Annotated in this window: 21 protein-coding genes and 1 pseudogene; 14 read left to right on the plus strand and 8 right to left on the minus strand. The window is 41.8% G+C overall.

Annotated features, from left to right (window positions below; translation table 11 throughout):
* Positions 1–93 precede the first annotated feature (93 nt).
* Positions 94–747, minus strand: a complete 654-nt coding sequence (locus ACMAZF_RS10970) for a glutathione S-transferase (protein WP_435273887.1) — start codon at positions 745–747, stop codon at positions 94–96.
* A gap of 520 nt (positions 748–1,267) precedes the next feature.
* On the opposite strand from ACMAZF_RS10970, the gene ACMAZF_RS10975 reads away from it, so the two are divergent.
* Positions 1,268–3,550, plus strand: a complete 2,283-nt coding sequence (locus ACMAZF_RS10975; protein ID WP_435273888.1) for a peptidase U32 family protein — start codon at positions 1,268–1,270, stop codon at positions 3,548–3,550.
* A 559-nt stretch (positions 3,551–4,109) separates the two neighbouring features.
* Here the strand turns inward: ACMAZF_RS10975 and ACMAZF_RS10980 are convergent.
* A pseudogene (locus tag ACMAZF_RS10980) lies at positions 4,110–4,388 on the minus strand (transposase); the annotation flags it as partial.
* Positions 4,389–5,327: 939 nt separating this feature from the next.
* On the opposite strand from ACMAZF_RS10980, the gene hisG reads away from it, so the two are divergent.
* From hisG to ACMAZF_RS11025, 9 genes are all read left to right on the plus strand, one after another.
* Positions 5,328–6,224 (plus strand): ATP phosphoribosyltransferase, encoded by an 897-nt coding sequence (gene hisG / locus ACMAZF_RS10985; RefSeq protein ID WP_435277230.1) that lies wholly within the window; start codon positions 5,328–5,330, stop codon positions 6,222–6,224.
* Positions 6,225–6,229: 5 nt separating this feature from the next.
* Positions 6,230–7,516 carry a histidinol dehydrogenase gene (gene hisD, locus ACMAZF_RS10990; protein WP_435273889.1) on the plus strand — a complete coding sequence of 429 codons (1,287 nt, stop codon included), beginning with the start codon at positions 6,230–6,232 and terminating at the stop codon, positions 7,514–7,516.
* A gap of 4 nt (positions 7,517–7,520) precedes the next feature.
* Positions 7,521–8,588: a histidinol-phosphate transaminase gene (hisC, locus tag ACMAZF_RS10995; RefSeq protein WP_435273890.1), complete on the plus strand. Its 1,068-nt coding sequence runs from the start codon at positions 7,521–7,523 to the stop codon at positions 8,586–8,588.
* A 103-nt stretch (positions 8,589–8,691) separates the two neighbouring features.
* Positions 8,692–9,759, plus strand: coding sequence for a bifunctional histidinol-phosphatase/imidazoleglycerol-phosphate dehydratase HisB (hisB, locus tag ACMAZF_RS11000; RefSeq protein WP_435273891.1), 1,068 nt, complete (start codon positions 8,692–8,694; stop codon positions 9,757–9,759).
* Complete coding sequence (gene hisH, locus ACMAZF_RS11005) at positions 9,759–10,382, plus strand: imidazole glycerol phosphate synthase subunit HisH (RefSeq protein WP_435273892.1); 624 nt, start codon at positions 9,759–9,761, stop codon at positions 10,380–10,382. The genes hisB and hisH overlap by 1 nt, the downstream gene beginning before the upstream one ends.
* The gene (hisA, locus tag ACMAZF_RS11010) at positions 10,379–11,119 is read left to right on the plus strand and encodes a 1-(5-phosphoribosyl)-5-[(5-phosphoribosylamino)methylideneamino]imidazole-4-carboxamide isomerase (protein WP_435273893.1); all 741 of its coding nucleotides are present in this window, start codon (positions 10,379–10,381) and stop codon (positions 11,117–11,119) included. Before hisH ends, hisA begins: the two co-directional genes overlap by 4 nt.
* On the plus strand, positions 11,101–11,877 hold the full coding sequence (hisF, locus tag ACMAZF_RS11015; RefSeq protein ID WP_435273894.1) for an imidazole glycerol phosphate synthase subunit HisF: 777 nt from the start codon (positions 11,101–11,103) through the stop codon (positions 11,875–11,877). The genes hisA and hisF overlap by 19 nt, the downstream gene beginning before the upstream one ends.
* Positions 11,871–12,485 (plus strand): bifunctional phosphoribosyl-AMP cyclohydrolase/phosphoribosyl-ATP diphosphatase HisIE, encoded by a 615-nt coding sequence (gene hisIE, locus ACMAZF_RS11020; RefSeq protein WP_435273895.1) that lies wholly within the window; start codon positions 11,871–11,873, stop codon positions 12,483–12,485. The genes hisF and hisIE overlap by 7 nt, the downstream gene beginning before the upstream one ends.
* A gap of 350 nt (positions 12,486–12,835) precedes the next feature.
* A complete protein-coding gene (locus ACMAZF_RS11025) occupies positions 12,836–13,111 on the plus strand; it encodes a hypothetical protein (RefSeq protein ID WP_435273896.1) in 276 nt (91 codons plus the stop codon).
* On the opposite strand, the gene ACMAZF_RS11030 is transcribed toward ACMAZF_RS11025, so the two are convergent.
* The 4 genes from ACMAZF_RS11030 to guaB form a co-directional block, all read right to left on the minus strand.
* Positions 13,112–13,933 (minus strand): substrate-binding periplasmic protein, encoded by an 822-nt coding sequence (locus ACMAZF_RS11030; RefSeq protein ID WP_435273897.1) that lies wholly within the window; start codon positions 13,931–13,933, stop codon positions 13,112–13,114. It lies immediately after the preceding gene.
* Between the two features lie 91 nt (positions 13,934–14,024).
* On the minus strand, positions 14,025–14,549 hold the full coding sequence (tadA, locus tag ACMAZF_RS11035; protein WP_435273898.1) for a tRNA adenosine(34) deaminase TadA: 525 nt from the start codon (positions 14,547–14,549) through the stop codon (positions 14,025–14,027).
* 83 nt (positions 14,550–14,632) lie between these two features.
* A complete protein-coding gene (guaA, locus tag ACMAZF_RS11040) occupies positions 14,633–16,204 on the minus strand; it encodes a glutamine-hydrolyzing GMP synthase (RefSeq protein ID WP_435273899.1) in 1,572 nt (523 codons plus the stop codon).
* 67 nt (positions 16,205–16,271) lie between these two features.
* Positions 16,272–17,741, minus strand: a complete 1,470-nt coding sequence (gene guaB / locus ACMAZF_RS11045) for an IMP dehydrogenase (protein ID WP_435273900.1) — start codon at positions 17,739–17,741, stop codon at positions 16,272–16,274.
* A 256-nt stretch (positions 17,742–17,997) separates the two neighbouring features.
* Between guaB and ACMAZF_RS11050 the strand changes: the two genes are divergently transcribed.
* Together ACMAZF_RS11050 and xseA are read left to right on the plus strand one after the other, a co-directional pair.
* Positions 17,998–18,564, plus strand: a complete 567-nt coding sequence (locus ACMAZF_RS11050) for a phosphoribosyltransferase (protein WP_435273901.1) — start codon at positions 17,998–18,000, stop codon at positions 18,562–18,564.
* A 140-nt stretch (positions 18,565–18,704) separates the two neighbouring features.
* Positions 18,705–20,048, plus strand: a complete 1,344-nt coding sequence (xseA, locus tag ACMAZF_RS11055; RefSeq protein ID WP_435273902.1) for an exodeoxyribonuclease VII large subunit — start codon at positions 18,705–18,707, stop codon at positions 20,046–20,048.
* A 94-nt stretch (positions 20,049–20,142) separates the two neighbouring features.
* Here xseA and ACMAZF_RS11060 read toward each other — a convergent pair whose 3' ends face one another.
* Together ACMAZF_RS11060 and ACMAZF_RS11065 are read right to left on the minus strand one after the other, a co-directional pair.
* Positions 20,143–21,684: a methyl-accepting chemotaxis protein gene (locus tag ACMAZF_RS11060; RefSeq protein ID WP_435273903.1), complete on the minus strand. Its 1,542-nt coding sequence runs from the start codon at positions 21,682–21,684 to the stop codon at positions 20,143–20,145.
* A gap of 89 nt (positions 21,685–21,773) precedes the next feature.
* Complete coding sequence (locus ACMAZF_RS11065) at positions 21,774–23,075, minus strand: NCS2 family permease (RefSeq protein WP_435273904.1); 1,302 nt, start codon at positions 23,073–23,075, stop codon at positions 21,774–21,776.
* A 183-nt stretch (positions 23,076–23,258) separates the two neighbouring features.
* Between ACMAZF_RS11065 and ACMAZF_RS11070 the strand changes: the two genes are divergently transcribed.
* Together ACMAZF_RS11070 and ACMAZF_RS11075 are read left to right on the plus strand one after the other, a co-directional pair.
* On the plus strand, positions 23,259–24,722 hold the full coding sequence (locus tag ACMAZF_RS11070) for an aminoacyl-histidine dipeptidase (protein WP_435277231.1): 1,464 nt from the start codon (positions 23,259–23,261) through the stop codon (positions 24,720–24,722).
* Positions 24,723–25,076: 354 nt separating this feature from the next.
* On the plus strand, positions 25,077–25,685 hold the full coding sequence (locus ACMAZF_RS11075) for a hypothetical protein (protein WP_435273905.1): 609 nt from the start codon (positions 25,077–25,079) through the stop codon (positions 25,683–25,685).
* Positions 25,686–25,701 lie beyond the last annotated feature (16 nt).

Below are 25,701 nucleotides of genomic sequence, written 5' to 3' on the forward strand. Positions count from 1 at the left end.
GATTGACTAATAGCTGGCTATTAGGATTGAGAGCAACGCCATTTTAGTTAATTTTAACAAGTACAAGTGGGCAAATATTTAATGCAATTGGTATTAGGCGCAATAAATTACGGCGTCGTCCCCAGCTTGCCAACATAGAAACTGAGTCATTACTTTTGAAAAGATGGCATGTTGTAAGTAACTATTAAGCCAACGTTTCACATTAGGATAAGGAGACTGCACAAACCATTTACGCTCAACACGGGCAAATTGTCTAATAAATGGTAAAATTGCAATATCAACTAAACTCTCTTGATCGTCCATAGCAAATTGATGCCCAGCTAAACGTTGCTCCAAATCCTTGATGAATACCTCACATACGGCCCGTTGCTCACTCACATTATCCTCGTGATAGCGTTTCGCGCATTTATAATCTTCAAGCGCCGATTTAAATTGACTATCAAATCGATAAATTAGCGCCAGTATGTCGTTGAACTTATCATCGTCATCGTGACGTAATAAATTCTGCGGGTCATTTTGTGCTAACGCCCATAGCATTACTTCCAAACTTTCTTCAAGAATTAGACTCGGCGATACAACTAGAATAGGCACAGTCGCTTTAGGAGAGTCTTTAAGCATGGCGCTGGGTTTATTGCGTAAATCAACCTCTCGAATAGCCACGGGCAGTGCGGATTTATAAATAGCGAGTCGAGCGCGCATCGCAAACGGGCAATTTCGTAAAGAATAGAGGTATGGAAAGTCATGCATCAACTAATGTTCTTCTAATAAATAGGTTAAATTCGGTTATTGATTCACATATTCTACCATCTTTGGATAAACCTAAAATAGGGTCTGTTGAACTTTGCGATTCAAATTTTGTTCAATCTAAAAGCGTTTTGGGCACATGTTCATTGTTCCAGACTGAGCATAAGCACCCACATCCCTGTGGGCGAGGCATGAGGATTGATGCTGGGTTTACCCCAGTGAATGACGAATAACGCCGCACAAAATACTTTTAGGTGAATCCTACGGACAGCATTTGTTTGTTATTTCTACGGCGTTATCGCCTATTCGTGTATTGCTACAGGGATGTAGCTCATTAGGATAATGCAGGAGCTATTATCGAGCCCGCTACACCACATAGGCTCTGCCTTGTAGAGACCTCAAACAAATTACTGCAAAAATGAACTCAAAAGATCAACAGACCCTATATAGATCTATCATCATTGCTAATAACTGCGTAAAATCCCCGCCATTAAAAAATAGCACAGTAGCAAAGTTGTATAGCATGAAACCAAACATTGAATTACTCGCCCCCGGTGGTGATATAGAAGCAATCAAAGCCGCCATTATTGCAGGTGCAGACGCCGTATACTGTGGCCTTGATGCCTTTAATGCACGAAACCGTGCGTCGAATATTTCGTTTGACGAATTGGTTGGGTGTATTCGCTTAGCCCATCAATACAATTGTGAAATCTTCCTAACATTAAATATTGTCATTTTAGAGCGTGAATTTAAGACACTGGCTAAATTGCTAAGTCGACTAGTTAATACCACTTTAGATGGCGTTATTGTGCAAGATATTGGCATGCTTTATATACTTAAAAAGCATTTTCCAACCTTAGATATTCACGCATCGACTCAAATGACCACCCATAATATTGGTCAGATCCCGTTTTTGAAAAAACTTGGAGCGTCTCGAGTTAACTTATCCCGTGAATTGAATCTCCGTGAAATAACGGCAATGACGATCGCCGGTAAAGAACAAGATGTATTAATGGAAGTCTTTGTGCATGGTTCGCTATGTGTTGCCTTTTCTGGTCTGTGTTATTCAACATCCGCCAGTGTTGGCAACTCAGGTAATCGCGGTCGCTGCTCTCAAGCCTGCCGTGAAGAATATGAAACCACCAATTCAGGCAATAACTTTCCCCTTAACCTCAAAGACAATTCAGCATTTTTTGACTTACCTGCGCTTGTCGATGCCGGTGTGCATTCTTTTAAAGTTGAAGGACGAATTAAAGGCGCCAGTTACGTACACACCGTTATCGATAGCTTTAGAAAACAAATCGATGGCTATTTAGAAACAGGCGAATTAACGCAAGACGGTGAACGTTTGTACAAGGTTTTCAATCGCGATCTTACCAATAAGTTCTTAAAAGGCGACTTGAACCAGTCAATGTTTATTGAGAACCCTCGTGATAACTCGACTAATCATGCGCTAAATGCGAAAAATGCAATATCAGTGGTTCAGATTCACGATACCAAGCAGGAATTATCGCAAGAGCGTGATGCATTGCAAGCTGATGTAAACGAAAAAATTAAATATCTAAGCATCGAAAAAATGAACCTCAGTCTTTCATTTAGCGGTGCTGAAAATATGCCGCTTACGGTTACGGCCACTATTGTTGAAGCGTCACCGCTGCCAGATAGTAAACCTGTCGTACGCGTCATTGAAATACACTCAGATCAAGTATTAGTGAGCACGCAATCATCAAATACAACGCATGATGATTTAGTAAAACGTTTTAAAAACTTAAATAGCTCACAATATACACTCGAATCAATGAATTCTGATGAGTTAGCACAAGGCCTAAGCTTATCATTTAAATCCTTAACAGCCTTAAAAAATGACGTAGCCAAACAGCTCAATGACGGCCAAGCAATCCTGCCTGAAGTTCTGCTACCAACACTTGAAAAACACCCTAAAGCCGATATTGATGCACCAGCCGCCCTATCTTTACTCATTTGTGATGAAAGCGATATCCATTTAGGCGAATTAACCGATGCAGACATCTACTTTAAACTGCCAGATGCTTACAAACGTGGCTGTACTAAATACGTCGACTTTCTCAATGACAATCCACGTTTGATTCCTTGGTTCCCACCCGTGCTTATTGGTAAAGATTTCGATGTAGCGGTCACTATTCTCGAGCAAGTGAAACCGGAGCTCATCGTCACCAATAATACAGGGATTGCCCATCGGGCCTATGAGCTCGGCATCAAGTGGATTGCTGGACCATTTTTAAATACCACCAATTCTTATGCATTGTTGGCATTACAAGAATCATTTGATTGTAGCGGCGCTTTTATTTCCAATGAAATTAACCGTCAGCAAATTCAAACAATAGCGCGTCCAAAAAACTTCAAGATGATGTATAGCATTTATCATCCAATCTTGTTGATGACCAGTCGCCAATGTTTCTTCCAGCAAAGTGTTGGTTGTGACAAGCCGCGCATTGATAACGGCTGTATGCTCTCGTGTGACAAGTCCACCAGCATTACCAACCTAAAAGGTGACTCGTTCGCTATCGACAAGCAAAAAGCCGGTTACCCGAGTATTTATAACCAAGATCAGTTTATGAATATGGAAATTATTAACGATTTAAGCCACTTATTTGATGGCTTTATGATTGACCTAACCAATATCGGCGCTGGTGATAAAGAGTCACCAGACAAGGCTGAGCTCATCCGTCAGTTTGAACGGCTATTAGTAGGTCAGCATGAAGTATCTAGCGCATTAGATACTCTTGTTCCTGCATCAACAAATGTTCAATATCATAACGGACTGTAAGTTCTCAACAGACTATCGTCACTAAGGTCGCGATAGTCTACCTTTCACGCTATGGAAGCATTATGAACCACGGACTCATTGATTTTAATGGCACCAATACCAATCACTACATTTACAGCGAGTTCCTGTGTCATTTTTCTACACCATTGCGTTCTTTAACAGCAACATGCTTGTTAATATCCATATATAAAGTCGATTATTTACCTGCTAGTCTGTTACGGTCAATGTATAGCTCCGTTACTACTGCATACTGCGAATAGACTCTTTAGATTTAGTTGGTAAAACTAACTTAAGTAATATCTTGGCTACTTATTCCATATAAGAGATTGGATTATAAACTGGAACATAATTTTTAGGCGCTGTTCCAAAATACTGTTGTCACCCGTAAGCCGCGACTAATACCATCAATTGCATTAAATATTTGCCCACTTGTACTTGTTAAAATTAACTAAAATGGCGTTGCTCTCAATCCTAATAGCCAGCTATTAGTCAATCGAGCGCCTTGTTTTAGCTGATTTTCTCTACGCACAACAAGATCACTTACTTAATGCAATTGGTATAATTTTAATTGCATACAACGGGCATAATCTTCCCACAGATGAGATTTATGTAATCGAGCGAATGGTGTCTTAGTTTTGTTGTTAAAGGTTTTATGACAACCTTTACAGCGGTATCTCTGTATCGCACCTGATTTCCCCCACTTTTTCAATTGAGTGGATTCGCAATGAGGGCATTGTGGGGATAGGTCAAAAAGAGGCTGAATAATTTCATCGGTACTGATTTCAGCCTCTAGGGCTTGAATTGACTGATGAACTATCTCTCTTTGCGCTGGAGTCATCGAGGAACGTTGTTTCGTTATACTTACAAATGATTTAGGGTCTGTTGATCTTTTGAGTTCATTTTTGCAGCAATTTGTTTGGGGTTTCTACAAGGCAGAGCCTATGTGGTGTAGCTGGCTCGATAATAGCTCCTGCATTATCCTAATGAGCTACATCCCTGTAGCAATACACGAATAGGCGATAACGCCGTAGAAATAACAAACAAATGCTGTCCGTAGGATTCACCTAAAAGTATTTTGTGCCGCGTTATTCGTCATTCACTGGGGTAAACCCAGCATCAATCCTCATGCCTTGCCCAAAATCCTTTTAGATTGAACAAAATTTGAACCACAAAGATCAACAGACCCTAGTATTCATTACCAATACCTTCAATAAGTTAATCTCACTATTGAGTATAGACAACAATTAGCTACAACAGCGCCTTCCTTTAATAATAGTTTTTTGTCCGTTGGAATAGTCGTGCTCTTAAACTTAACGAAATATTAACGCAACACGCTTAAGTTCGACTATTTTCAATTATTTAGAGACGCATAAATCATTACGCCAATTTAGACAGCAATAATTTATGATGACACATACATGTATAGTCAAGCTAACGACCAAACTGATAGTTAACCCTATAAATAATCGATTATTTATATCGTGTTACTAGCAAAGATAAAAAAGCCATAAGTAATAGCCTTTTGTCTAATGATTTAATGAAATTAATCGTTGCATTTACCAACGCCCTCGCCTAATGTTACTAACATCTTTGAAACACAAAATTTAACGATTAACTTACAAATGACCAATTTTCTGAATCATCATCGCCATCATCTAATTATCCGGTAATTTTCAGGAGATTTTCTGCTGGAAAGATGACGATTCTGCCAGCGGTTATAAGTTAAATAAAAACCTCTGGCTCACCAGAGGTTTTTTTATTTATGGAGTATAAAACAATGCAAACGAGCAATAGATTACGTATCGCGATCCAAAAGAAAGGTCGCCTATCAGACGAAGCCAAGAAACTTTTAAAAGGCAGCGGTATTAAGTTTAATACCAACTCACAGCGTCTTATTGCTCACTGCACTAACGAACCTATCGATTTGTTGTTGGTACGCGATGACGATATTCCAACGCTGATTATGGATGGTGTGTGTGATTTAGGTATCATCGGCGAGAACGAACTTGAAGAGACAGAACTAGAACGCATCGCGGCCAACGCGCCTAGCGAATACGAAGTGTTGAAGCGGCTCGATTTCGGTGGTTGTCGTTTATCACTGGCTATTCCGACTGAAGTTGAATACACCGATGTGAAGCAATTTGAAGGTCAGCGCATTGCCACTTCTTATCCGCACTTACTCACTCGCTACCTCGATAGCGAAAATGTTAAATACACCAATGTGACATTAAAAGGTTCAGTAGAAGTTGCACCGCGAGCAGGCATCGCCGACGCGATTTGTGATTTGGTTTCTACTGGTGCCACCCTTGAAGCGAACGGCTTAAAAGAATCACAAGTATTCTTTCAAAGCCAAGCCGTATTAATTAAATCAATGGCGATTCTATCCCCAGAAAAACAAGCATTACTTGATAAATTAATGACTCGTTTTAATGGTGTTATTCAAGCACGTGAATCAAAATACATCATGCTACACGCGCCTAAAACTAATGTTGATAAGATCGTTTCACTATTGCCCGGCGCAGAAAACCCAACGATTTTACCAACAAGCGACGACAGCATGGTTGCCGTTCACGCCGTCAGTAGCGAAACCCTATTTTGGGAAACGATGGAAGAGCTTAAAACCCTTGGTGCAAGTTCGATTCTTGTTATGCCAATTGAAAAAATGCTGGGATAAATACTATGCGCACACTAGTTTGGTCTTCATTATCACAACAAGAGCGTATGCGGCAGCTCGCCAGACCAGCGCTTGAAGATTCTGGGATGTTACATACGCAAGTGAGTAACATTATCGACAACGTTAAGATGCAAGGCGACGATGCGCTACGCGATTATGCTCAGCGCTTTGACAATACATCACTTAGCGAGATTGCTGTTAGCGCGGCGCAGATTGAAACCGCTAGCCAAAGTATTAGTGACGAGTTAAAACAAGCTATCGCATTGGCTAAATCAAACATCGAAAAGTTTCACCGTGCACAGGCGCGGCAAGATATTAGTGTGGAAACCGTTAAGGGGGTGCAATGTGAACTGCGCACTCAACCGCTTCGCAGTGTTGGTTTATATGCGCCAGGTGGCACCGCACCACTACCATCAACCGTTTTGATGACCGCTGTTCCTGCTGTGATTTCAGGTTGCAAAAATATCATTTTGTGTAGTCCGCCGCCAATCTCTGATGTCATTTTATATACTGCACAGCTGTGCGGCGTTGACACTATTTACCAAATTGGCGGCGCGCAAGCAGTCGCAGCCATGGCGTTTGGCACACAAACGGTACCAAGTGTTGATAAGATTTATGGCCCTGGTAATAAATTTGTTACCGAAGCCAAAAAACAAGTATCAAACGCCGTTGGCGGTGCAGGAATTGACATGCCAGCAGGCCCATCTGAAGTGTTAGTAATTGCTGATGAATATGCAAATGGCGCTTTTGTGGCAGCGGATTTATTATCTCAAGCAGAACACGGCACCGATTCACAAACAATCCTACTCACCGACAGTGAGCAATTAGCGCGTGATGTGACAACTGCTATCAAAGAGCAATTAACTGACCTGAGTCGCGCCGATATTGCTCGCGCAGCTCTAGAGCACAGTAAAATTATTGTGTGCCGTGATATCGATGAAGCGATTAGTATTTCCAATGACTATGCGCCTGAGCATTTAATTATTCAAACCGAGCAGCCACGTGACGTTTTAGCTGATATATATGCAGCTGGCTCAGTCTTTTTAGGGAAATGGAGCCCTGAATCTGCCGGCGATTACGCCAGTGGAACTAATCACGTTTTGCCAACTTACGGAATGTGTAATAGCTACTCAAGTTTAAGTTTGGCTGATTTTTCACGTCGCTTTACGGTGCAAGAATTGTCATTTGAAGGACTTAACAACCTTGAATCATCAATTGTTCCACTGGCAATGGCAGAAGGGTTAGATGCCCACGCAAATGCCGTTTCAATTAGATTAAACGCTAAAGGATAACTAAATGAGTGATGTTTCGTTAATTAATCGCCTAGCGCGCCCCGAGTTGTTAACGATGACGCCCTATCAGTCGGCGCGTCGTATTGGCGGCTCTGGTGATATTTGGCTTAATGCGAATGAATCGCCTTTTGCCAATAGCGCTGTAGCATATAATCGTTATCCTGAATTTCAACCAACGCAGCTTATTGAAAACTATGCTCGTTACAGCAAACTAGATGACAGTCAAATATTAGCCTCGCGCGGCGCCGATGAAGCCATTGAATTGCTGATCCGAACGTTTTGCGTACCCGGTAAAGACAGTATTACCATTTGTACACCAACCTACGGCATGTATGCCATTAGCGCCGCAACCTGTAATGTGGCAGTGAATGAAGTGCCGCTAACGCCAAATTGGCAACTCGATAGTAACTTAACCGCTAAGCTTAAAGATTCGTCGTTACTCTTTATTTGTAACCCCAATAATCCAACAGGGTCAACCATGACGCCTGAGGATATTGAGCAGATCATTGAAGCAACAAGCGAACAATGTGTCGTTGTGGTTGATGAAGCTTATATTGAGTTTTCAGCGCAGTTAAGCTGCGCAAGTTTAATCAATCAATATAACAACGTCGTGGTATTGCGCACGCTGTCAAAAGCCTTTGGACTTGCAGGATTGCGTTGTGGTTTTATGCTGGCTAATCAGCACATTATTAATCTGGCAAAAAAGGTCATTGCACCCTACCCGATTTCAGCACCCGTAGGCGATATTGCAGCGCAAGCATTAACGGTTGATGGCGTTGCACAAATGCGCCAACAAGTAAGCGAACTCAATCAACTAGCACAACAGTTTGCAAGTGATATTACGCCGCTACAAGGGATAGAAGAAGTCTATCATTCTGGTGGTAATTTTGTGCTGGTGCGCTTTAACAATGATCACTGGTTTAAAGAACTTGGCCGAGCCGGCATTGTGGTAAGAAATCAATCACAGGTTCCAACCTTAGAACGTTGTTTGAGATTTAGCATCGGCAGCCATGATGAAATGAAAAAACTCACAGCGACATTAATTAGCATTGCTAAGCAGACAGCTGCCTAGCTCAATGAATATTTAACAACAGCACTGTTAATTAGCACACTTTTAGTTAGAGAATTTTTAATTAGCTTACTGAAAGTTGAACCGAATTCAAAAGAGAAAAGACATGAGAAGTAAAATTTTATTTATCGATCGCGACGGCACCTTAGTCGAAGAGCCAAGCGTTGACAAACAACTCGATACGCTAGACAAGTTAGTCTTTGAACCTAACGTTATCCCGGTGCTATTACAGCTGCAACAGGCTGGGTATGAATTGATCATGGTGTCTAATCAAGATGGTCTTGGCACATCAAGTTTCCCACAAGCAGACTTTGACTTAGCCCACGATAAAATGATGGCAATTTTTGCTTCCCAAGGTGTTAAGTTTTCAGAGGTGTTGATTTGCCCGCATTTTGACGAAGATAATTGCAACTGCCGAAAACCAAAACTTGGCTTGGTAAAAGACTTGCTACAAGCTGGCCGTGTCGACTTTGAGAATAGTTATGTCATTGGCGATCGCCAAACAGATATTGAATTGGCTAACAACATGGGACTCAAGTCATTTAAATATTGCCCAACGACCCTTAATTGGAACGATATTGCCCGCGCGTTAACGGTCAAAGTGCGCACTGCTTCCGTTGTTCGCAATACTAATGAAACTCAAATTAACGTCAGTGTAAATTTAGACAAACAAGGTGGCAGCGTTATCTCTACCGGCATTGGTTTTTTCGATCACATGCTCGATCAAATTGCTACTCACGGCGGCTTTGAGCTCAATGCACAAGTTAGCGGTGATTTACACATCGATGATCACCACACCGTCGAAGATACGGCAATAGCCTTAGGTAACGCACTCGCTAAAGCACTCGGCGATAAACGTGGCATCGGCCGTTTCGGTTTTACACTGCCAATGGATGAATGCTTGTGTACTTGTGCACTGGATTTATCAGGTCGTGGCTGGCTTGAATTTAACGCCGAGTTTGCTAATGAGCGCGTCGGGGAGTTGGCAACCGAAATGGTGCCGCATTTCTTCCACTCGCTATCGAGTGCGATGGCAGCGACACTGCACATCAAAGGCGAAGGTAAGAATAGTCACCACTTAGTCGAAGGCATTTTTAAGTCTTTTGGCCGTACCCTGCGCCAAGCTATTAAAGTGGAAGGTACTCAGCTTCCAAGCAGTAAAGGTGTGTTGTAATGAGTAAAATTAACGTTGCTATCATCGATACAGGCTGCGCTAATATCACCTCTGTGCGTTGCGCTTTTGAGCGAATTTGCGATGATGTTACGGTAACTCGCGATCAAGACTTTATTCGCTCTGCTAGTCATGTGGTATTGCCAGGGGTCGGTACGGCTGGCGCGGCAATGGAAAAACTAGCGCAGTTCAAATTGATCACGTTCATTCAATCGTTAACGCAACCTGTATTGGGGATCTGCTTAGGAATGCAATTGCTAACCAAGTCTTCGCAGGAGCGTAGCGTTAGTTGCCTTGGCCTAATCGATACCAAGGTATCGGCGATGCAAAACAGTGATAACTTGCCGTTACCTCACATGGGATGGAATCAGTTAACTCATCTGAAATCACCGCTATTTAACGGGATAGACGAAGGCAGCTACGTGTACTTTGTGCATAGTTTTGCAGTGCCAACAGGCGCTTTTACCGCTGCACAAAGTGATTATGGCCAAGCGTTCTCAGCGGCTATTAGTCAAAATAACTTTTACGGCGTGCAGTTTCACCCAGAGCGCTCAGGAAAAGTTGGCTCTCACATTCTTAAAAACTTTTTAGCAATTTCAGCGACACAGGAAAAAATTGGCTTATGATCATTCCAGCATTAGACTTAATCGACGGGGAAGTTGTTCGCCTTTATCAAGGCGATTACGCTCAACAAACAACTTACGCCTTTTCACCTGTTGAACAATTACAACATTACGCCGACCAAGGTGCTACATGGCTGCACCTTGTTGATCTAACTGGCGCAAAAGATCCTGCTAAGCGCCAACTATCCCTCATTAGCGAGATGATGAATGGCGTTAAGAATGTAGGCCTTCAAGTTGGCGGTGGCATTCGTAGCGAACAAGATATTATCGACTTGCTCAATGCAGGTGCTTCACGCGTTGTTATCGGCTCATTAGCGGTAAAACAACCAGCACTTGTTGAACAATGGTTTAAAACCTATGGCAGTGAAAAAATTGTTTTGGCGTTAGATCTTAACATTGATGAACAAGGAAATAAGCACGTCGCGACACACGGCTGGCAAGAAAACTCAGGCGTTACCATTGAAGAGTTACTCAATCGGTTCATTCCCCTTGGTCTAAAGCACGTACTATGCACCGACATCAGTAAAGATGGCACGCTATCTGGCTCAAATACCGCGCTATACACCGAGCTTGTTGTAGACTGGCCACAAATTGATTGGCAATCATCGGGCGGCATTGGTGATTTAGCAGACATCGAGGCTTTAAACCCGTGTAACGTTGCTGGCGTGATTGTTGGCCGCGCCTTACTCGAAGGCAAGTTTAGTGTTGAGGAGGCCATCGCATGCTCGCAAAACGGATAATTCCGTGCCTTGACGTTAAAGATGGCATGGTGGTTAAAGGCGTTCAGTTTCGCAATCACGAAATCATTGGTGATATTGTGCCGCTGGCCAAACGCTATGCACAAGAAGGCGCCGATGAATTAGTTTTTTACGATATTACCGCCTCAAGTGACGATCGCATTGTTGATAAAAGTTGGGTTGAACGCATCAGCGAACAGGTAGATATTCCTTTTTGTGTCGCAGGTGGTATTAAAACCATTGAAGACGCCGCTAAAATTTTGGCTTTTGGGGCGGATAAAATTTCGATTAACTCTCCTGCACTGGCCAATCCGCAGCTGATAACAGAACTTACTCACGAATTTGGCCAGCAATGTATCGTTGTAGGTATCGATAGCTACTTTGATAAAGACACCGGGTTATATCAGGTGAAGCAATTTACCGGTGATGAAACCAAAACACGCACGACGCAATGGCAAACGCTGGACTGGGTAAAAGAAGTACAAGCACGCGGCGCCGGCGAAATTGTTCTAAACGTGATGAATAAAGATGGCGTGCGCGACGGTTATGATATCGCGCAATTACGCCTTGTTCGTGACGTATGTAACGTGCCACTAATAGCCTCAGGCGGCGCTGGTGAAATCAGTCACTTTTACGATGTATTTGCCAAAGCCAACGTCGATGGCGCGCTAGCAGCAAGTGTATTCCACAAACAAATTATTGAAATAGATGCGCTAAAACGCTCACTTAACCAAGACAATATTGAGATAAGACTATGTTAACAACGACGCAAATAACCGCCATTAAATGGGAGAAAGTCGACAATCTATTGCCTGTGATTGTTCAAGATAGCTTTAATGGTCAAATTTTGATGCTCGGGTATATGAATCAAGAAGCATTAGACACGACACTTGCTAGTATGAAGGTGACCTTTTTCTCCCGTACTAAGAATCGCTTATGGACCAAAGGTGAAACCTCAGGTGATTTCCTCCATGTTAAGGATATGGCCATCGATTGTGACAAAGATACATTATTAGTGATGGCACAGCCTGCTGGACCAACGTGTCATCTTGGTACTCAAAGTTGCTTTGCTGATTCAAAAGGCTTTGATCTTGATTTTATTAGCCAACTTAATCAAGTCATCGACGCGCGTTATATTGACCGCGACGAAAGCAGCTACACGGCATCACTGTTTAATAGCGGCGTAAAACGCATGGCGCAAAAAGTAGGTGAAGAAGGCGTTGAAGTAGCTCTTGCTGCAGCAACCGATGATCGTGATGAACTAATTAACGAGTCTTCTGATTTACTTTATCATTTGCTGGTTCTGCTACGAGGTAAAGACGTGCCGCTGACGGAGATTATGGATAATCTGCGCTCACGCCATAAGTAATCTAAAAAGGTGTGCGATAACCTACTTGCACACCTCATTAATTACCGACCTAAACAGTGTCTCATTAAAGCAATATGTGTCATTGCGAAATCTTTTAATTTAACTACCATTCACCACCGTTAATGCTATTACGCCTGTGATTTATTGATAACCACTAATACCTATTGCATTAAATATTTGCCCACTTGTACTTGTTAAAATTAACTAAAATGGCGTTGCTCTCAATCCTAATAGCCAGCTATTAGTCAATCGAGTGCCTTGTTTTAGCTGGTTTTCTCTACGCACAACCAGATCACTTACTTAATGCAATTGGTATAAGTCTAGAACAGCCCTTAGGTAAATTGGCGTTCATGTTATTAGAACCTCAGGCCAGTGATTCTCTTTTCCAATGGGAATTCTTTAACACTATTTTCCAACGCACCGAATATATTGAAGGCTATGCGGTCGTTCCCATGGCAAAGGAAATGTTAAAACAATCGCCGGCATTACGTTCTGAATTTGAAGAAAAACTTAACACAGATAAAGATTTTGCTAATGATCCTCGTGCCAGATTAGCGTGGTTTTATCGTCAATCACCGTTTTATGATAAAGCACATGGCCGTTACCCTGTTTATCGCCAGTGGTAATTAGGGAACATATTGCGCAACAATTTTATCTAAGGAATTTTCTCGCTTAACAGCGGCTAATGCCTTATCAAAGCGTTTCACAAAGTCTTCTTTAAACTTAAAACGGTTATTCTCGTCACTGCTATAGCCAATATGAGCAGTTTGAACCATCACTTCAATCGTTTGATGTATCTCTTTAAAATTGAATGATTCGTTATCGGCTGTAATGTCCTTTAGCACCCATTTAGTTGACAGGGGATCGTTAAGATAACAATCTATGCGACGATTAATCAGTTTTAGTACATTCGCCTTCGTACTACGGTTTTCCCACACTTTAATAAGGCCATGAGCTTTTGCTTGGCTAAGTCGTTCATTTAGAATCATATACCCAGCATTAATGCCCACATTAATACTTTGTTTGTTAGGTTTGTCACCTTGCATCATCAAATGCTCTCGAAGATCGATAGAATCATGACAGTGAGCAACGACTCTTTCATAGGCAAGTGGCGCTGAATAAGGCCAAATGTAATCTCGTTTATGACTGTGAATATACGGTGGAATAACAGCAAAGGCATCTCCTAATTTAACTTCTTGTAATGCACGTTTCCAAGGCATAGCGACGAATTTAATTTTGTAGTCTTTCGTTAATCGCTGAGCAGCAAGATTGATCAAATCAATATAGATGCCTTTTATCTCATTATTTTCAACATAGGAATAAGGTGGGTAGCTATCATCTGCAACGATGAGTATTTCTTGTTGCTTTGCCGACGCGCTTATCGAAAACAATAACCAACCAACAAACAATAAGGATTTATTGCGGAGGTTTGAAATGGTTTTAGTCATAATGCGCACTCCTTCAATGGCCTTTATTTAGCCTAGCGCTAAATGAGTCTCCAGCCAAGTACTTATGATGACTATCTCAAACTTTATGCTGTTATTCTCGTTGTTTAAGTGCTTTTTTTTGGGCGCGACGCTTTTTAAAGAAAGCACTTATTTGATGAGCGCACTCCGATGCAAGTATTCCACTGGTTACTTCAACTTGGTGATTATGTTTACTGTCTTGCAATAATGAAAATGCTGAGCCAGCAGCCCCTGTTTTCAAATCACTTGCACCATAAACAACGCGTTTAATGCGGCTATGAATTATAGCTCCCGCACACATACAGCATGGTTCAAGTGTCACGTATAAAGTCGCATCTAATAGACGATAATTTTCAATACGCTTACCGCCATGGCGCAGTGCCATTATTTCAGCGTGAGCACAGGGATCATGCTCATTAATCACTAAATTATACCCTTCACCAACAATCTCATTACCAAGCACTAATACCGCACCAACTGGTACTTCATCGGCTTGCTCTGCCTTGTCGGCAAGCGTCATAGCATACGTTATCCAATAGCGGTCACATTCATCTTGTGACAACTCATTAAGTTGTGGGGTTGTATACTCAAATTCCATCGCTAAAGCGCCTAAAACCAAAAACGCCGAGCATTATCTCAATGCTCGGCGTTTTAGCAAATAATATTTAGAAAATTAAAATACTATTCCCATTCGATAGTCGCAGGTGGTTTACCTGAAATATCATAAACAACACGAGAAATGCCATCAATTTCATTAATAATACGATTTGAGACATGACCAAGTAACTCATAAGGCAGTTGTGACCACACCGCCGTCATGAAATCAATTGTTTCGACACAACGTAATGACACAACCCAATCATATTTACGACCATCGCCCATGACGCCCACTGACTTAACAGGCAAGAATACGGTAAATGCTTGGCTTACTTTGTGGTATAAGTCGGCTTTATGCAGCTCTTCAATGAAAATAGCATCAGCACGGCGTAATAGGTCGCAGTACTCTTTCTTCACTTCACCAAGAACACGAACACCTAAACCAGGCCCAGGGAAAGGATGACGATATAACATGTCATACGGCAAGCCTAACTCTAAACCAATACGGCGCACTTCATCTTTAAAGAGCTCACGTAATGGCTCTACTAAGCCCATTTCCATATCATCAGGCAATCCGCCTACATTGTGGTGAGATTTGATAACATGTGCTTTACCGGTACCCGCAGCCGCAGATTCAATCACATCAGGATAGATAGTGCCCTGTGCTAGCCACTTTGCGTTCTCGCACTTTTTAGATTCTTCATCAAAAATATCGACAAAAACATGGCCAATAATCTTACGCTTAGCTTCCGGCTCATCTTCCCCTTTAAGTGCATCTAAGAAACGATTTTCGCCATCAACGTGAACGATGTTTAGTCCAAAGTGCTCGCCAAACATATCCATCACTTGATCTGCTTCGTTTAAACGTAACAAGCCATTATCAACAAATACACAGGTTAATTTATCGCCAATCGCACGTTGAATTAACATCGCCGTTACTGAACTATCAACCCCACCAGACAGACCAAGAATAACCTCGTCATCACCGACTTGTTCTTTTATACGTGCCACAGCATCATCGATAATAGAGCCCGGTGTCCATTTCTTTTCACATCCACAAATATCTACTACGAAACGCTCTAGAAGACGACCACCTTGCTTAGTATGAGTCACTTCTGGGTGGAACTGAACACCGTAAAAACGACGCTCTTCATCAGCCATTGCAGCAAAAGGACAACTGTCGGTTTTTGCAATCGTTTTGAAAGATGATGGAATAGTCGCGACTTTATCACCATGACTCATCCAAACGTCTAAAAATGCATTACTGTCGATGATTTCATCTTCAATATTTTTAAATAACTCACATTCGCCAACGCGTTCGACCTTGGCATAACCAAATTCACGCTCTGATGATGTTTCAACACTACCGCCAAGTTGTGCAGACATTGTTTGCATGCCGTAACACACACCTAACACAGGCACACCCGCTTCAAAGACATATTGCGGTGCTACTGGCGCATCGTCGAGTGTTACCGACTCTGGGCCACCAGACAAGATAATACCGTTAGGATTAAATTCGCGAATTTTTTCCTCAGAAACATCCCAACCCCAAAGTTCACAGTAAACACCTATTTCACGAATTCGGCGCGCGATCAGCTGTGTGTATTGTGAACCGAAATCTAAAATCAGTATGCGATGATCATGTATGTTGCTCATGAATAACCCTTTAAAAATTAATTAAATAAAGGCATCAGTCGATGCCCTTGTTATGAACTGTGGGGAATTAACCCATGCGGTAGTTTGGTGCTTCTTTCGTAATAGTTACGTCATGAACATGAGACTCGCCCATCCCCGCTGAAGTAATTTTTACGAATTGAGCTTTAGTGCCTAACGCTTCAATCGTGCCGCAACCAGTCAAGCCCATTGCGCTGCGAATACCACCAAGTTGTTGATGAATGATATTTGAAATTGGTCCCTTGTAAGCAACACGACCTTCGATGCCTTCAGGCACAAGTTTTGACGCTTCTTTGCTGGTTTGGAAATAACGGTCAGATGAACCATCACGTTGATCCATCGCGCCAATAGATCCCATGCCGCGATAAGACTTGTAGTAACGACCTTGATATAATTCAACTTCACCTGGTGCTTCTTCAGTACCAGCGAACATTGAGCCCATCATGACGCAGTTAGCGCCAGCAACTAAGGCTTTGGCGATATCACCAGAGAAACGGATGCCGCCATCGGCAATTACTGGAATGTTGCGACCAGCTAACGCGTCAACAGCATCTGATACGGCGGTAATTTGAGGAACGCCAACACCTGTAACAATACGTGTTGTACAAATAGAACCTGGACCAATACCCACTTTAACCGCGTTAGCACCAGCATCAGCAATAGCAAGTGCGCCAGCACCTGTTGCCACGTTACCACCAATAATTTGAAGCTCAGGATATTCAGTACGTGTTTGTTTAATACGGTCTAAAACGCCTTGTGAATGACCGTGTGAGGTATCAATTAATAACACATCAACGCCCGCTTCAACCAATGCAGCAATTCGCTCATCAGTACCAGCACCACATCCTACCGCAGCACCAACACGTAAACGACCTTGCTCGTCTTTACAGGCATTTGGTTTATCTTCTGCTTTTTGGAAGTCTTTTACGGTGATCATGCCTTGTAACTTGAACTGCGCATCAACCACAACGATCTTTTCAATGCGATTCTCGTGCATTAGGTGTAATACATTTTCTGAATCAGTCGGATCAGTTACGGCAATTAGCTTTTCTTTTGGTGTCATTAACGCGCTACACGGCTTATCTAAGTTCGTCGCAAAACGAACATCGCGTGATGTAATAATGCCTAAAACGTTATTTTGGCTATCCACTACAGGAAATCCAGAAAAGCCTAAGCGGTCACGCATCTCGTTAATTTCACGAATTGTTACGTCAGGACCAACAGTGACGGGCTTTGAAACAACGCCAGATTCGAACTTTTTAACCAGTTCAACTTCATGAGCTTGCTGTTCAATTGTCATATTCTTGTGAATAAATCCAATGCCGCCTTCTTGCGCTAACGCGATTGCCAAACGGGCTTCCGTTACTGTATCCATAGATGCAGATAGCATTGGAATATTAAGGTGAATTTTTTCTGTTAGTTTAGTGCGAAGGTCTGCCGTGTGTGGCAGTACAGTAGAATGTCCTGGGACTAGTAGAACATCATCGAAAGTTAAAGCTTCTTGAGCGATTCTCAGCATTGCAACATCTCACCTAAATGAATATAAAAGGGATTAAATATTGCCGACGTATTATAGGGAAATAGTGCTTACTGCACAATCAATATTTTCGATTAATTTAACGATAAACCACAATATGTCGTTATAAAATTGTAAAAACACCCTTTTTGTTGTCATTAAAGCCAACAATTGATAAAAATCTAATTTTTCTTAGTTAGCATTTGCTATACTTCCTTCCCAATATGGCGATGTTGCTATCACCCTAATGGAAAATCACATGACTAAAAAATATATCGATGCACAAACACTTTTAGACGATTCATATAAACTCGGTTTAAAAGTATTAGACAGTGGCTGTAAACCTGATTACATCATTGGTGTATGGCGAGGCGGCACTCCTGTTGGGATTGCGGTACAAGAACTGTTAGATTTCTTTGGTGTTAAATCAGATCATATTTCGATTCGCACCTCCTCTTATACGGGTATTGAAGAGCGTGTTTCAAATGTTCGTGTCCATGGATTAGATTATATAATCCGCAATGTAAACTCAGAAGATACATTACTTATTGTCGACGATGTTTATGATACAGGATTAAGTGTTGCGCAAATCATTGAAGATCTTACAAAGAAATGTCGTAAAAATACGCCTCAAATGAAGATTGCGACGCCTTATTTTAAGCCTGAAAATAATAAAACGGATCGAACGCCTGATTTCTACCTATATGAAACGAATGAATGGCTAGTTTTCCCTCACGAATTAACGGGGTTAACGAAGCACGAATTGCTTAACGATAAACCTGGTATGGATTTCTTACGCGATCGCGTCGCGCAAATGGAAGACTAAACCTTGTCATATTGTGACCAATAATTACTAGGGCTATTGCTATAATGGCAGACAATAGCCCTACTCTCATCGATAAACAGTTGTTTCTCCTTATCTAGCCCTATACACTGAGCAATAATTTTTATCACCTTGTTTCATCTATGCTCAACTCTCCCAGCGCCAATATTTATAATATTTCCAAACTTAACAGCGAAATAAAACGTCTGCTTGAAGGCAATTTTGGCCGAGTCTGGGTCAATGCTGAAATATCAAATTTTGTTGCGGCCTCATCTGGCCATTGGTATTTCACGTTAAAAGACGCCCGTTCACAAATTAAATGTGCCATGTTTAAAGGACGTAATCGAGCTGTAAAGTTTAGACCGAAAAATGGCCAGCAGGTGATGGTTAAAGCAAATATTAGTGTCTATGAACCTCGCGGTGATTATCAACTACTTGTTGATGTCATGGACATGGCGGGCGATGGTTTATTGCAGCAACAGTTTGAGCAATTAAAATGCGATCTTGCCGCTCAAGGATTATTTAGTAGTGAACATAAAAAGCCGTTACCTAGCGGTATCAAAAAGATTGGTATCATCACCAGCGCGACAGGAGCAGCGGTTCACGATGTATTAACCGTACTTAAGCGCCGTAACCCACTCGTTGACGTAGTGATTTATCCTTCACAAGTACAGGGAGATACAGCGGCTCAAGAGCTAAGTAATGCCATTGTACAAGCAAATAATCGCAATGAAGTTGACGTATTACTGTTAACGCGTGGGGGCGGTTCAATGGAAGATTTATGGTGCTTTAACGACCAATATCTCGCCCATACGATTTTCAATTCTCCGTTGCCGATTATCAGCGCTGTTGGCCATGAAGTCGATGTTACTATTAGTGATTTCGTTGCTGATTATCGTGCGCCAACGCCATCTGCTGCCGCTGAAATTTTAAGTGTAAGTAACGAAGAGCAAAAACAGCAATGTACAATGCTTTCACGTCAGTTACATCATGCCATTACTAATAATATCCACGCCCAACGTCAGCAACTTCATGAATTAGCAAGTCGCTTAAAAGCACAAGATCCGAAGTTTAAATTAGCGCAACAAGCACAATACATTGACGAGCTTAGTCATCAAATCATCACGACTATGTCGGCAAAATTACATAATAATGAACAACGATTAGCGCAGTTAATGCAGCGATTACTTCAACAATCACCCCAAGCTAAAATTAGTGCACATGCCGCACACAATCAACAATTAGCAACGCGACTTAAGCACGCGATTGCGCAACAACTCACAACGCAACAAGCCCGCTATCAAGGACTGATGCGTGAATTACATTCGGTAAGCCCAATTGCCACGTTAGCGCGAGGATACAGTATTACGTTGGACGAGAACAAACAGGTTGTGACCCAAGCGTCTGAGCTTTCAATAGGTGATACCTTGGTGACAAAATTACATCAAGGAGAAGTTACCTCTAAAGTCACCCTTATCAGTGAGTAATATTCTCAAGAGCAGGCCAAAATACGACCTAAAAATACTAGGTGCGCTCGTCATTAGCCCAATTAGTATTTGAAATATAAAACTACTGTACTAATTATTTAAACGTCTTGCTGAGTTTATGGATGTCGGCGCTGCATGACTTGATAGCTGCTGATTGTTGTTGAACTTGTTGACTCATTTGTGTATTGCTTTGTGCGATCCCATCAACATGGATTACATTGTTTGATATTTCAGAGGCGACGGCACTTTGCTCTTCAGCGGCGGCAGCAATTTGTTCACCTAATTGATTCACTTCATGCATTGCAGTGACAACGTTGCGCATAACATTTAAGGCATGCTCGCTCTTATCATTACAATCATCGGCCGTTTTTTGGCTATCAAACATTGTCTTGCTCCAATCACTAAGCGTTTGCTGTAATGCCTCTACCGATTTTTGAATTTGTTCAGTCGCCATTTGCGTGCGACTCGCCAATGTTCTTACTTCATCAGCGACAACAGCAAAACCACGCCCTTGCTCGCCTGCGCGAGCAGCCTCAATGGCAGCATTTAGTGCTAGCAGGTTCGTTTGATCAGCAATACCTTGTATTTCAGACATAATAGTCGCGATTTCTTCAGCATCACTGATTAATTCAGTCGCTGCATGCGCCGAATCGCCAATGCCTTTACCTAGGGTCGATATGCGCTCTTTAGAGTGCTCTAACGCATCAATAGCGTCATCACATTGAACGCTGACGCTGTCTACCCGATCTCTTGAATCGACTGTATTCTTGCTGACCTCACTGATAGCACCACTCATTTGAGTAATGGCTGTTGCCAGCTGAGATAACTCGTTTTTTTGAGCAAGTAAACCATCTAAGCTCGCTGATGATGCACCGTCCAGTTCAGTTGAAACGTCGACTAAATTACTGCCTAAATCGCGGCTTCGACCTAATATCGTTCTAATTTTTGCTTGCGATAATTGATGAGGATAATCCAATACACCTATCGCTCCGCCGCCAGAAAATATATGGCGAGACGGTGAGTCGATATCATTTTTAACTTGTTTAATAAATCTTGGGAGGACAAATAATTCTTGATTTAGTGTAGCGATCACCAGTGCTAAAAATGCACCAACGCTAAATAAGGTTGTTAACGATGATTCTATCATCACGCTAGATAACAAAATGCCAATGGCTGACAAGCTGCATAGCCCTATTTTCATCAAGGGCGACAATAATCCCTTGCTAGGATTTTTACCACTATTGATGGCGCTGTATAATGCATTTGCCTTATCGATATGTGCTTGTTGAGGCTTAACTCGGACTGATTGATACGCTACGATCTGGTTATTTTCATAAAGTGGCGTGACATACGCATCAACCCAATAAAAATCACCATTTTTACAACGATTTTTTACCATTCCGCGCCACGAGCGGCCATCTTTAAGCTTTTTCCATAAATCAGCAAACGCAGCCTTTGGCATATCTTTATGACGAACGATATTATGATGCTGTCCACACAATTCCTCAGGTGAATAACCCGCAACTTCACAAAAAGCAGGATTAGCATACACAATAATGCCACGTGTATCAGTGATAGAAACTAATTGTTGTTCGGTTGAGAACGTTCGTTCTTTACCGCCTGAAGATATACTCATTATTGACCTTAATACGCTTGCTGCGACTACCAACTAAGATTAAAGCAGAGAAATTACCACAGCGCCGTGACAAATCAAGTAATAAAGTGTTATATTTTTGGGGAAAGTAGTAACAACTGACCAATAAAAAATAAGGTCAATATAACAACCAATGAGTTAAGTTGCTTATAACGCCCAGAGGCTATTTTGATAAAAGTGTAACTGATAAAGCCTAGGGCAATACCGTTGGCGATGGATAGCGTGAGTGGCATAACAATGGCAGTAATAACAACAGGAATCGCTTCTGTTAAATCTTCCCATTCCACATTAATAAGACCGGCTAACATTAAGGTCGCCACATAAAAAATGACCGGTGATACGGCAGCTAAAGGTACAGCATCAATCAATGGATAAAGGAAAATTGCAACAAGAAATAATCCCCCGACAACAATAGATGTTAAGCCAGTGCGACCACCAGCAGCAACGCCTGCCGTGCTTTCGACATAGGTTGTCACCGTTGACGTTCCTAAACTAGCCCCAAATAAAGTCGCACTTGCATCGGCAAATAATGCACGGCCAAAGCGCGCAAATCGCCCTGCTGTATTGAGCAGTCCGCCGCGCTGCGCGACGGCCACTAAACTTGTTGCAGAATCAAATAAATCAACAAATAAAAAGGCAAAAATAATACTAAGCAACCCAACGTCTAAGGCGCCCATTATGTCCATCGCCATATAGGTCGTCATTGCATCAGGTGGTAAGGACGCCACACCATGAATTTCTGTATTACCACTAACTAAACTTATGATTGTAATAATAATAATTGCCACAATCATTCCACCACGCCAACCTCGAGCAGCGAAACCAATCATGGTTAGTAAGCCAATACCCCACATCAAGGTCTCAAAGGACAACACATTGCCCATCGCCAAACCACGAGTTTGATCAAAGGTTACTATTCCGGCTAATTTAAGGGAAATCAAGGTGAGGAACAATCCGATGCCAGTAGCAATACCTTGTCGCATCGATAGCGGTACTTTACTGACGATAAGATCTCTAATTCTAAATAAACTTATGATTAAAAATACGACGCCAGATAAAAACACCGCGCCAAGCGCTACTTGCCATGTATAGCCCAATTGAATCACTACACTATAGGTAAAAAAAACATTCAATCCCATACTCGGCGCAAGTGCTATTGGATAGTTGGCAATAATGCCCATTAAAAGACACCCAAAACTAGCCGCGAGACACGTTGCCACAAACACAGCACCTTTATCCATACCTGATTGTGCCAAAATCAATGGATTTACGCACAAAATGTAGGCCATGGTTAAAAATGTCGTCAGCCCGCCCATGATTTCTTTCTTAAGATCAGTGCGGTGTGCTGTTAATTGAAATAGTTGTTCAATCATGAAGTTAGTTTGTTGTCGACTTATTAGATGGGTTATTAACCGCTGATTATGAGGCCATGCTGGTTGATTATCAATGCTAATATTGAGATCAGAGGTAGATTAAACTAGACGAAAGTCTTAGACACTAAAAATATCTCGGGAAGTTGTGCTATTATACGCCGCAAATTTTAGCTTAGGATTTCAATCATGCCTTTATCTACATTAACGCCACAGCCTGTATGGAAGTGGTTTTCTCAGCTATGTGCTATTCCACATCCATCAAAGCACGAAGAAGCCATTGCACAACATATCGTTGACTGGGCTACGACCAAAGGATTGAGCGTAACTCGCGATACTGTTGGCAACGTCATCATTAAAAAGCCAGCAACGCAAGGTTATGAAAATCGTAAAGGTGTAGTAATGCAAGCTCACCTTGATATGGTTCCGCAAAAAAACAACGATAAAGTTCATGACTTTACTAAAGATCCCATCAAGCCATTTATTGATGGTGATTGGGTAACTGCTGATGGTACAACCTTGGGCGCCGACAACGGTATTGGCCTATGTGCGACGCTTGCAGTTTTAGAAGATGATTCAATTGAACATGGACCTTTAGAAGCATTATTCACCGTCGATGAAGAAGCTGGTATGACAGGAGCTTTTGGCCTTGAATCTGGTTATTTAGATGGCGAAATTTTGTTAAATACAGATTCAGAAGATGAAGGCGAAGTCTACATGGGCTGTGCTGGCGGCGTTGACGCTAATGCGACTTTCGAAATCGAACATGAAACGGCACCTGCAGATCACACGCCATTTTCAATTGTTGTGGAAGGTTTAAAAGGTGGACATTCAGGCGTTGATATCCACTTAGGCCGTGGCAATGCCAACAAAATACTGACTCGTGTCTTATTTGAGCTTGCAGATAAGTACCAAATACGTATTGTCAGTATCGATGGCGGTAGCTTGCGCAATGCGCTTCCTCGCGAAGCCAGCACAGAGATATTATTACCGTCAAGTAACGTCAGCGCTTTTAAAGAAGATGTTGCGAAATTGACTCAAGTATTTAAAAAAGAGCTCGCTGCTGTTGAACCTGATTTAGCGATTTTTGTTGATCCTGGTGAAGCAAGCGATGTTGTTTTAACGCTTGATTTACAACGACGACTCATTGCTGCTTTATATGGGATTCCTCATGGCGTATTTCGCATGAGTGATGAAATTGAGGGCGTTGTTGAAACTTCTAACAATCTTGGGGTTATTCAAACACGCGCAAAACACATTCATGTTCAATGCCTGATCCGCTCATTAATGGACTCACGTCGTTTGGATGCACAAAACACTATCGGCTCTATCTTGTCATTAGCCGGTGCAAAAGTAGCATTTGATGGTGCATACCCAGGTTGGAAACCTGATACTAGCTCGCAAATTATGGGCGTCGTTCGCGATACCTATAATGAGCTATTTGGTGAAGTACCTAAAATCATGGTTATCCATGCAGGTCTTGAATGTGGTCTGTTTAAAGACGCTTACCCACAATGGGATATGGTGTCATACGGTCCAACAATTCGGTTCCCTCATTCTCCCGATGAGAAGGTACTTATCGATACCGTTGAAAGATTCTGGCAACTTACATTGGCAATTCTTAAAAACATTCCTGTTAGCGAGAAGTAACCAATAACCACGTTAGCAATTGTCATTTTATCACTGACAATTGCTATAACTATTGTTATCTTGTTTATATGCTTTTTTTATACATACTTGTTCTTATACCATATATGGTATTAAAGAGAGTTTTATAAACAATGAATTCAAAACCCGCGCTCTTTGTTTGCCTGTTATCAATATTAATCGTAATACCTGCCAGTGCGAAAGATATCATTCGCTATAAGCGTGGCAAAATTGTTAATTTTAATGCGGCAGAATATGAACGAAATTCATATTTTTTGGGGTTATACCAATTGCATGACCTTAGAAGCAAGTAAGCCAGAATTTGGTGATTATCTACTGTGACCTAGTAAAGTAAAAATGAGAGGTGAGCGACTGCATTATTCATTGGCAAATGAACAAGGCCTTGACGTTCTTTGGGGAAAACCGCATGTAAAGCACAAATCAAACTTTAAATTAATAGATGTTGATTTGTTACGAGGTTATGGCGGTATTGCCATTGGGTTAATTCGTCAGGGAGAACAACAACGATTTTGCGACATTTCATCGCTAGGCCAGATGAGCGCATTTAAAATAGGTCGTACAGTCTTCGATCGGAAAACAGATCCCTTCGCCAAACATCAGCTCAACTTGGTTTATGCCAAAAAACTTGGCCATGTCTACCGACTGCTTAAGCAAGGATATATCGACATATTGCCAGTTGAGCTTTACGGTGCCTATCTACATCTTGATAAAAACCCAGAGCTCACGGTAGAAAAGAATTTAGGCTTTAGAACCTCCAGAACCAGTCGCTATTTTATTCACAAAAAGAATAAAAAACTACAAGCAAGAATTGAACGTGGTCTTGAGATTTTAGAAGATAATGGCAAATTTAAAACACATTTTGAAACCCACCCCATGATGGCTCTGTATCAGCGTTATCAAAATGAACCACCAAGGATCGAGTTTGATATGAGTAAAAAAAGCTAATAAAACTCATCTAACG

Source organism: Psychrobium sp. nBUS_13, from assembly GCF_051201665.1.
Taxonomy (GTDB): domain Bacteria; phylum Pseudomonadota; class Gammaproteobacteria; order Enterobacterales; family Psychrobiaceae; genus Psychrobium.

Bases quoted from the DNA above. Each gene is read 5' to 3' on its own strand.
- ACMAZF_RS10970 (WP_435273887.1), bottom strand. From the start codon at position 747: ATGCATGACTTTCCATACCTCTATTCTTTACGAAATTGCCCGTTTGCG.
- ACMAZF_RS10975 (WP_435273888.1), top strand. From the start codon at position 1,268: ATGAAACCAAACATTGAATTACTCGCCCCCGGTGGTGATATAGAAGCA.
- hisG (WP_435277230.1), top strand. From the start codon at position 5,328: ATGCAAACGAGCAATAGATTACGTATCGCGATCCAAAAGAAAGGTCGC.
- hisD (WP_435273889.1), top strand. From the start codon at position 6,230: ATGCGCACACTAGTTTGGTCTTCATTATCACAACAAGAGCGTATGCGG.
- hisC (WP_435273890.1), top strand. From the start codon at position 7,521: ATGAGTGATGTTTCGTTAATTAATCGCCTAGCGCGCCCCGAGTTGTTA.
- hisB (WP_435273891.1), top strand. From the start codon at position 8,692: ATGAGAAGTAAAATTTTATTTATCGATCGCGACGGCACCTTAGTCGAA.
- hisH (WP_435273892.1), top strand. From the start codon at position 9,759: ATGAGTAAAATTAACGTTGCTATCATCGATACAGGCTGCGCTAATATC.
- hisA (WP_435273893.1), top strand. From the start codon at position 10,379: ATGATCATTCCAGCATTAGACTTAATCGACGGGGAAGTTGTTCGCCTT.
- hisF (WP_435273894.1), top strand. From the start codon at position 11,101: ATGCTCGCAAAACGGATAATTCCGTGCCTTGACGTTAAAGATGGCATG.
- hisIE (WP_435273895.1), top strand. From the start codon at position 11,871: ATGTTAACAACGACGCAAATAACCGCCATTAAATGGGAGAAAGTCGAC.
- ACMAZF_RS11025 (WP_435273896.1), top strand. From the start codon at position 12,836: ATGTTATTAGAACCTCAGGCCAGTGATTCTCTTTTCCAATGGGAATTC.
- ACMAZF_RS11030 (WP_435273897.1), bottom strand. From the start codon at position 13,933: ATGACTAAAACCATTTCAAACCTCCGCAATAAATCCTTATTGTTTGTT.
- tadA (WP_435273898.1), bottom strand. From the start codon at position 14,549: ATGGAATTTGAGTATACAACCCCACAACTTAATGAGTTGTCACAAGAT.
- guaA (WP_435273899.1), bottom strand. From the start codon at position 16,204: ATGAGCAACATACATGATCATCGCATACTGATTTTAGATTTCGGTTCA.
- guaB (WP_435273900.1), bottom strand. From the start codon at position 17,741: ATGCTGAGAATCGCTCAAGAAGCTTTAACTTTCGATGATGTTCTACTA.
- ACMAZF_RS11050 (WP_435273901.1), top strand. From the start codon at position 17,998: ATGACTAAAAAATATATCGATGCACAAACACTTTTAGACGATTCATAT.
- xseA (WP_435273902.1), top strand. From the start codon at position 18,705: ATGCTCAACTCTCCCAGCGCCAATATTTATAATATTTCCAAACTTAAC.
- ACMAZF_RS11060 (WP_435273903.1), bottom strand. From the start codon at position 21,684: ATGAGTATATCTTCAGGCGGTAAAGAACGAACGTTCTCAACCGAACAA.
- ACMAZF_RS11065 (WP_435273904.1), bottom strand. From the start codon at position 23,075: ATGATTGAACAACTATTTCAATTAACAGCACACCGCACTGATCTTAAG.
- ACMAZF_RS11075 (WP_435273905.1), top strand. From the start codon at position 25,077: ATGAGAGGTGAGCGACTGCATTATTCATTGGCAAATGAACAAGGCCTT.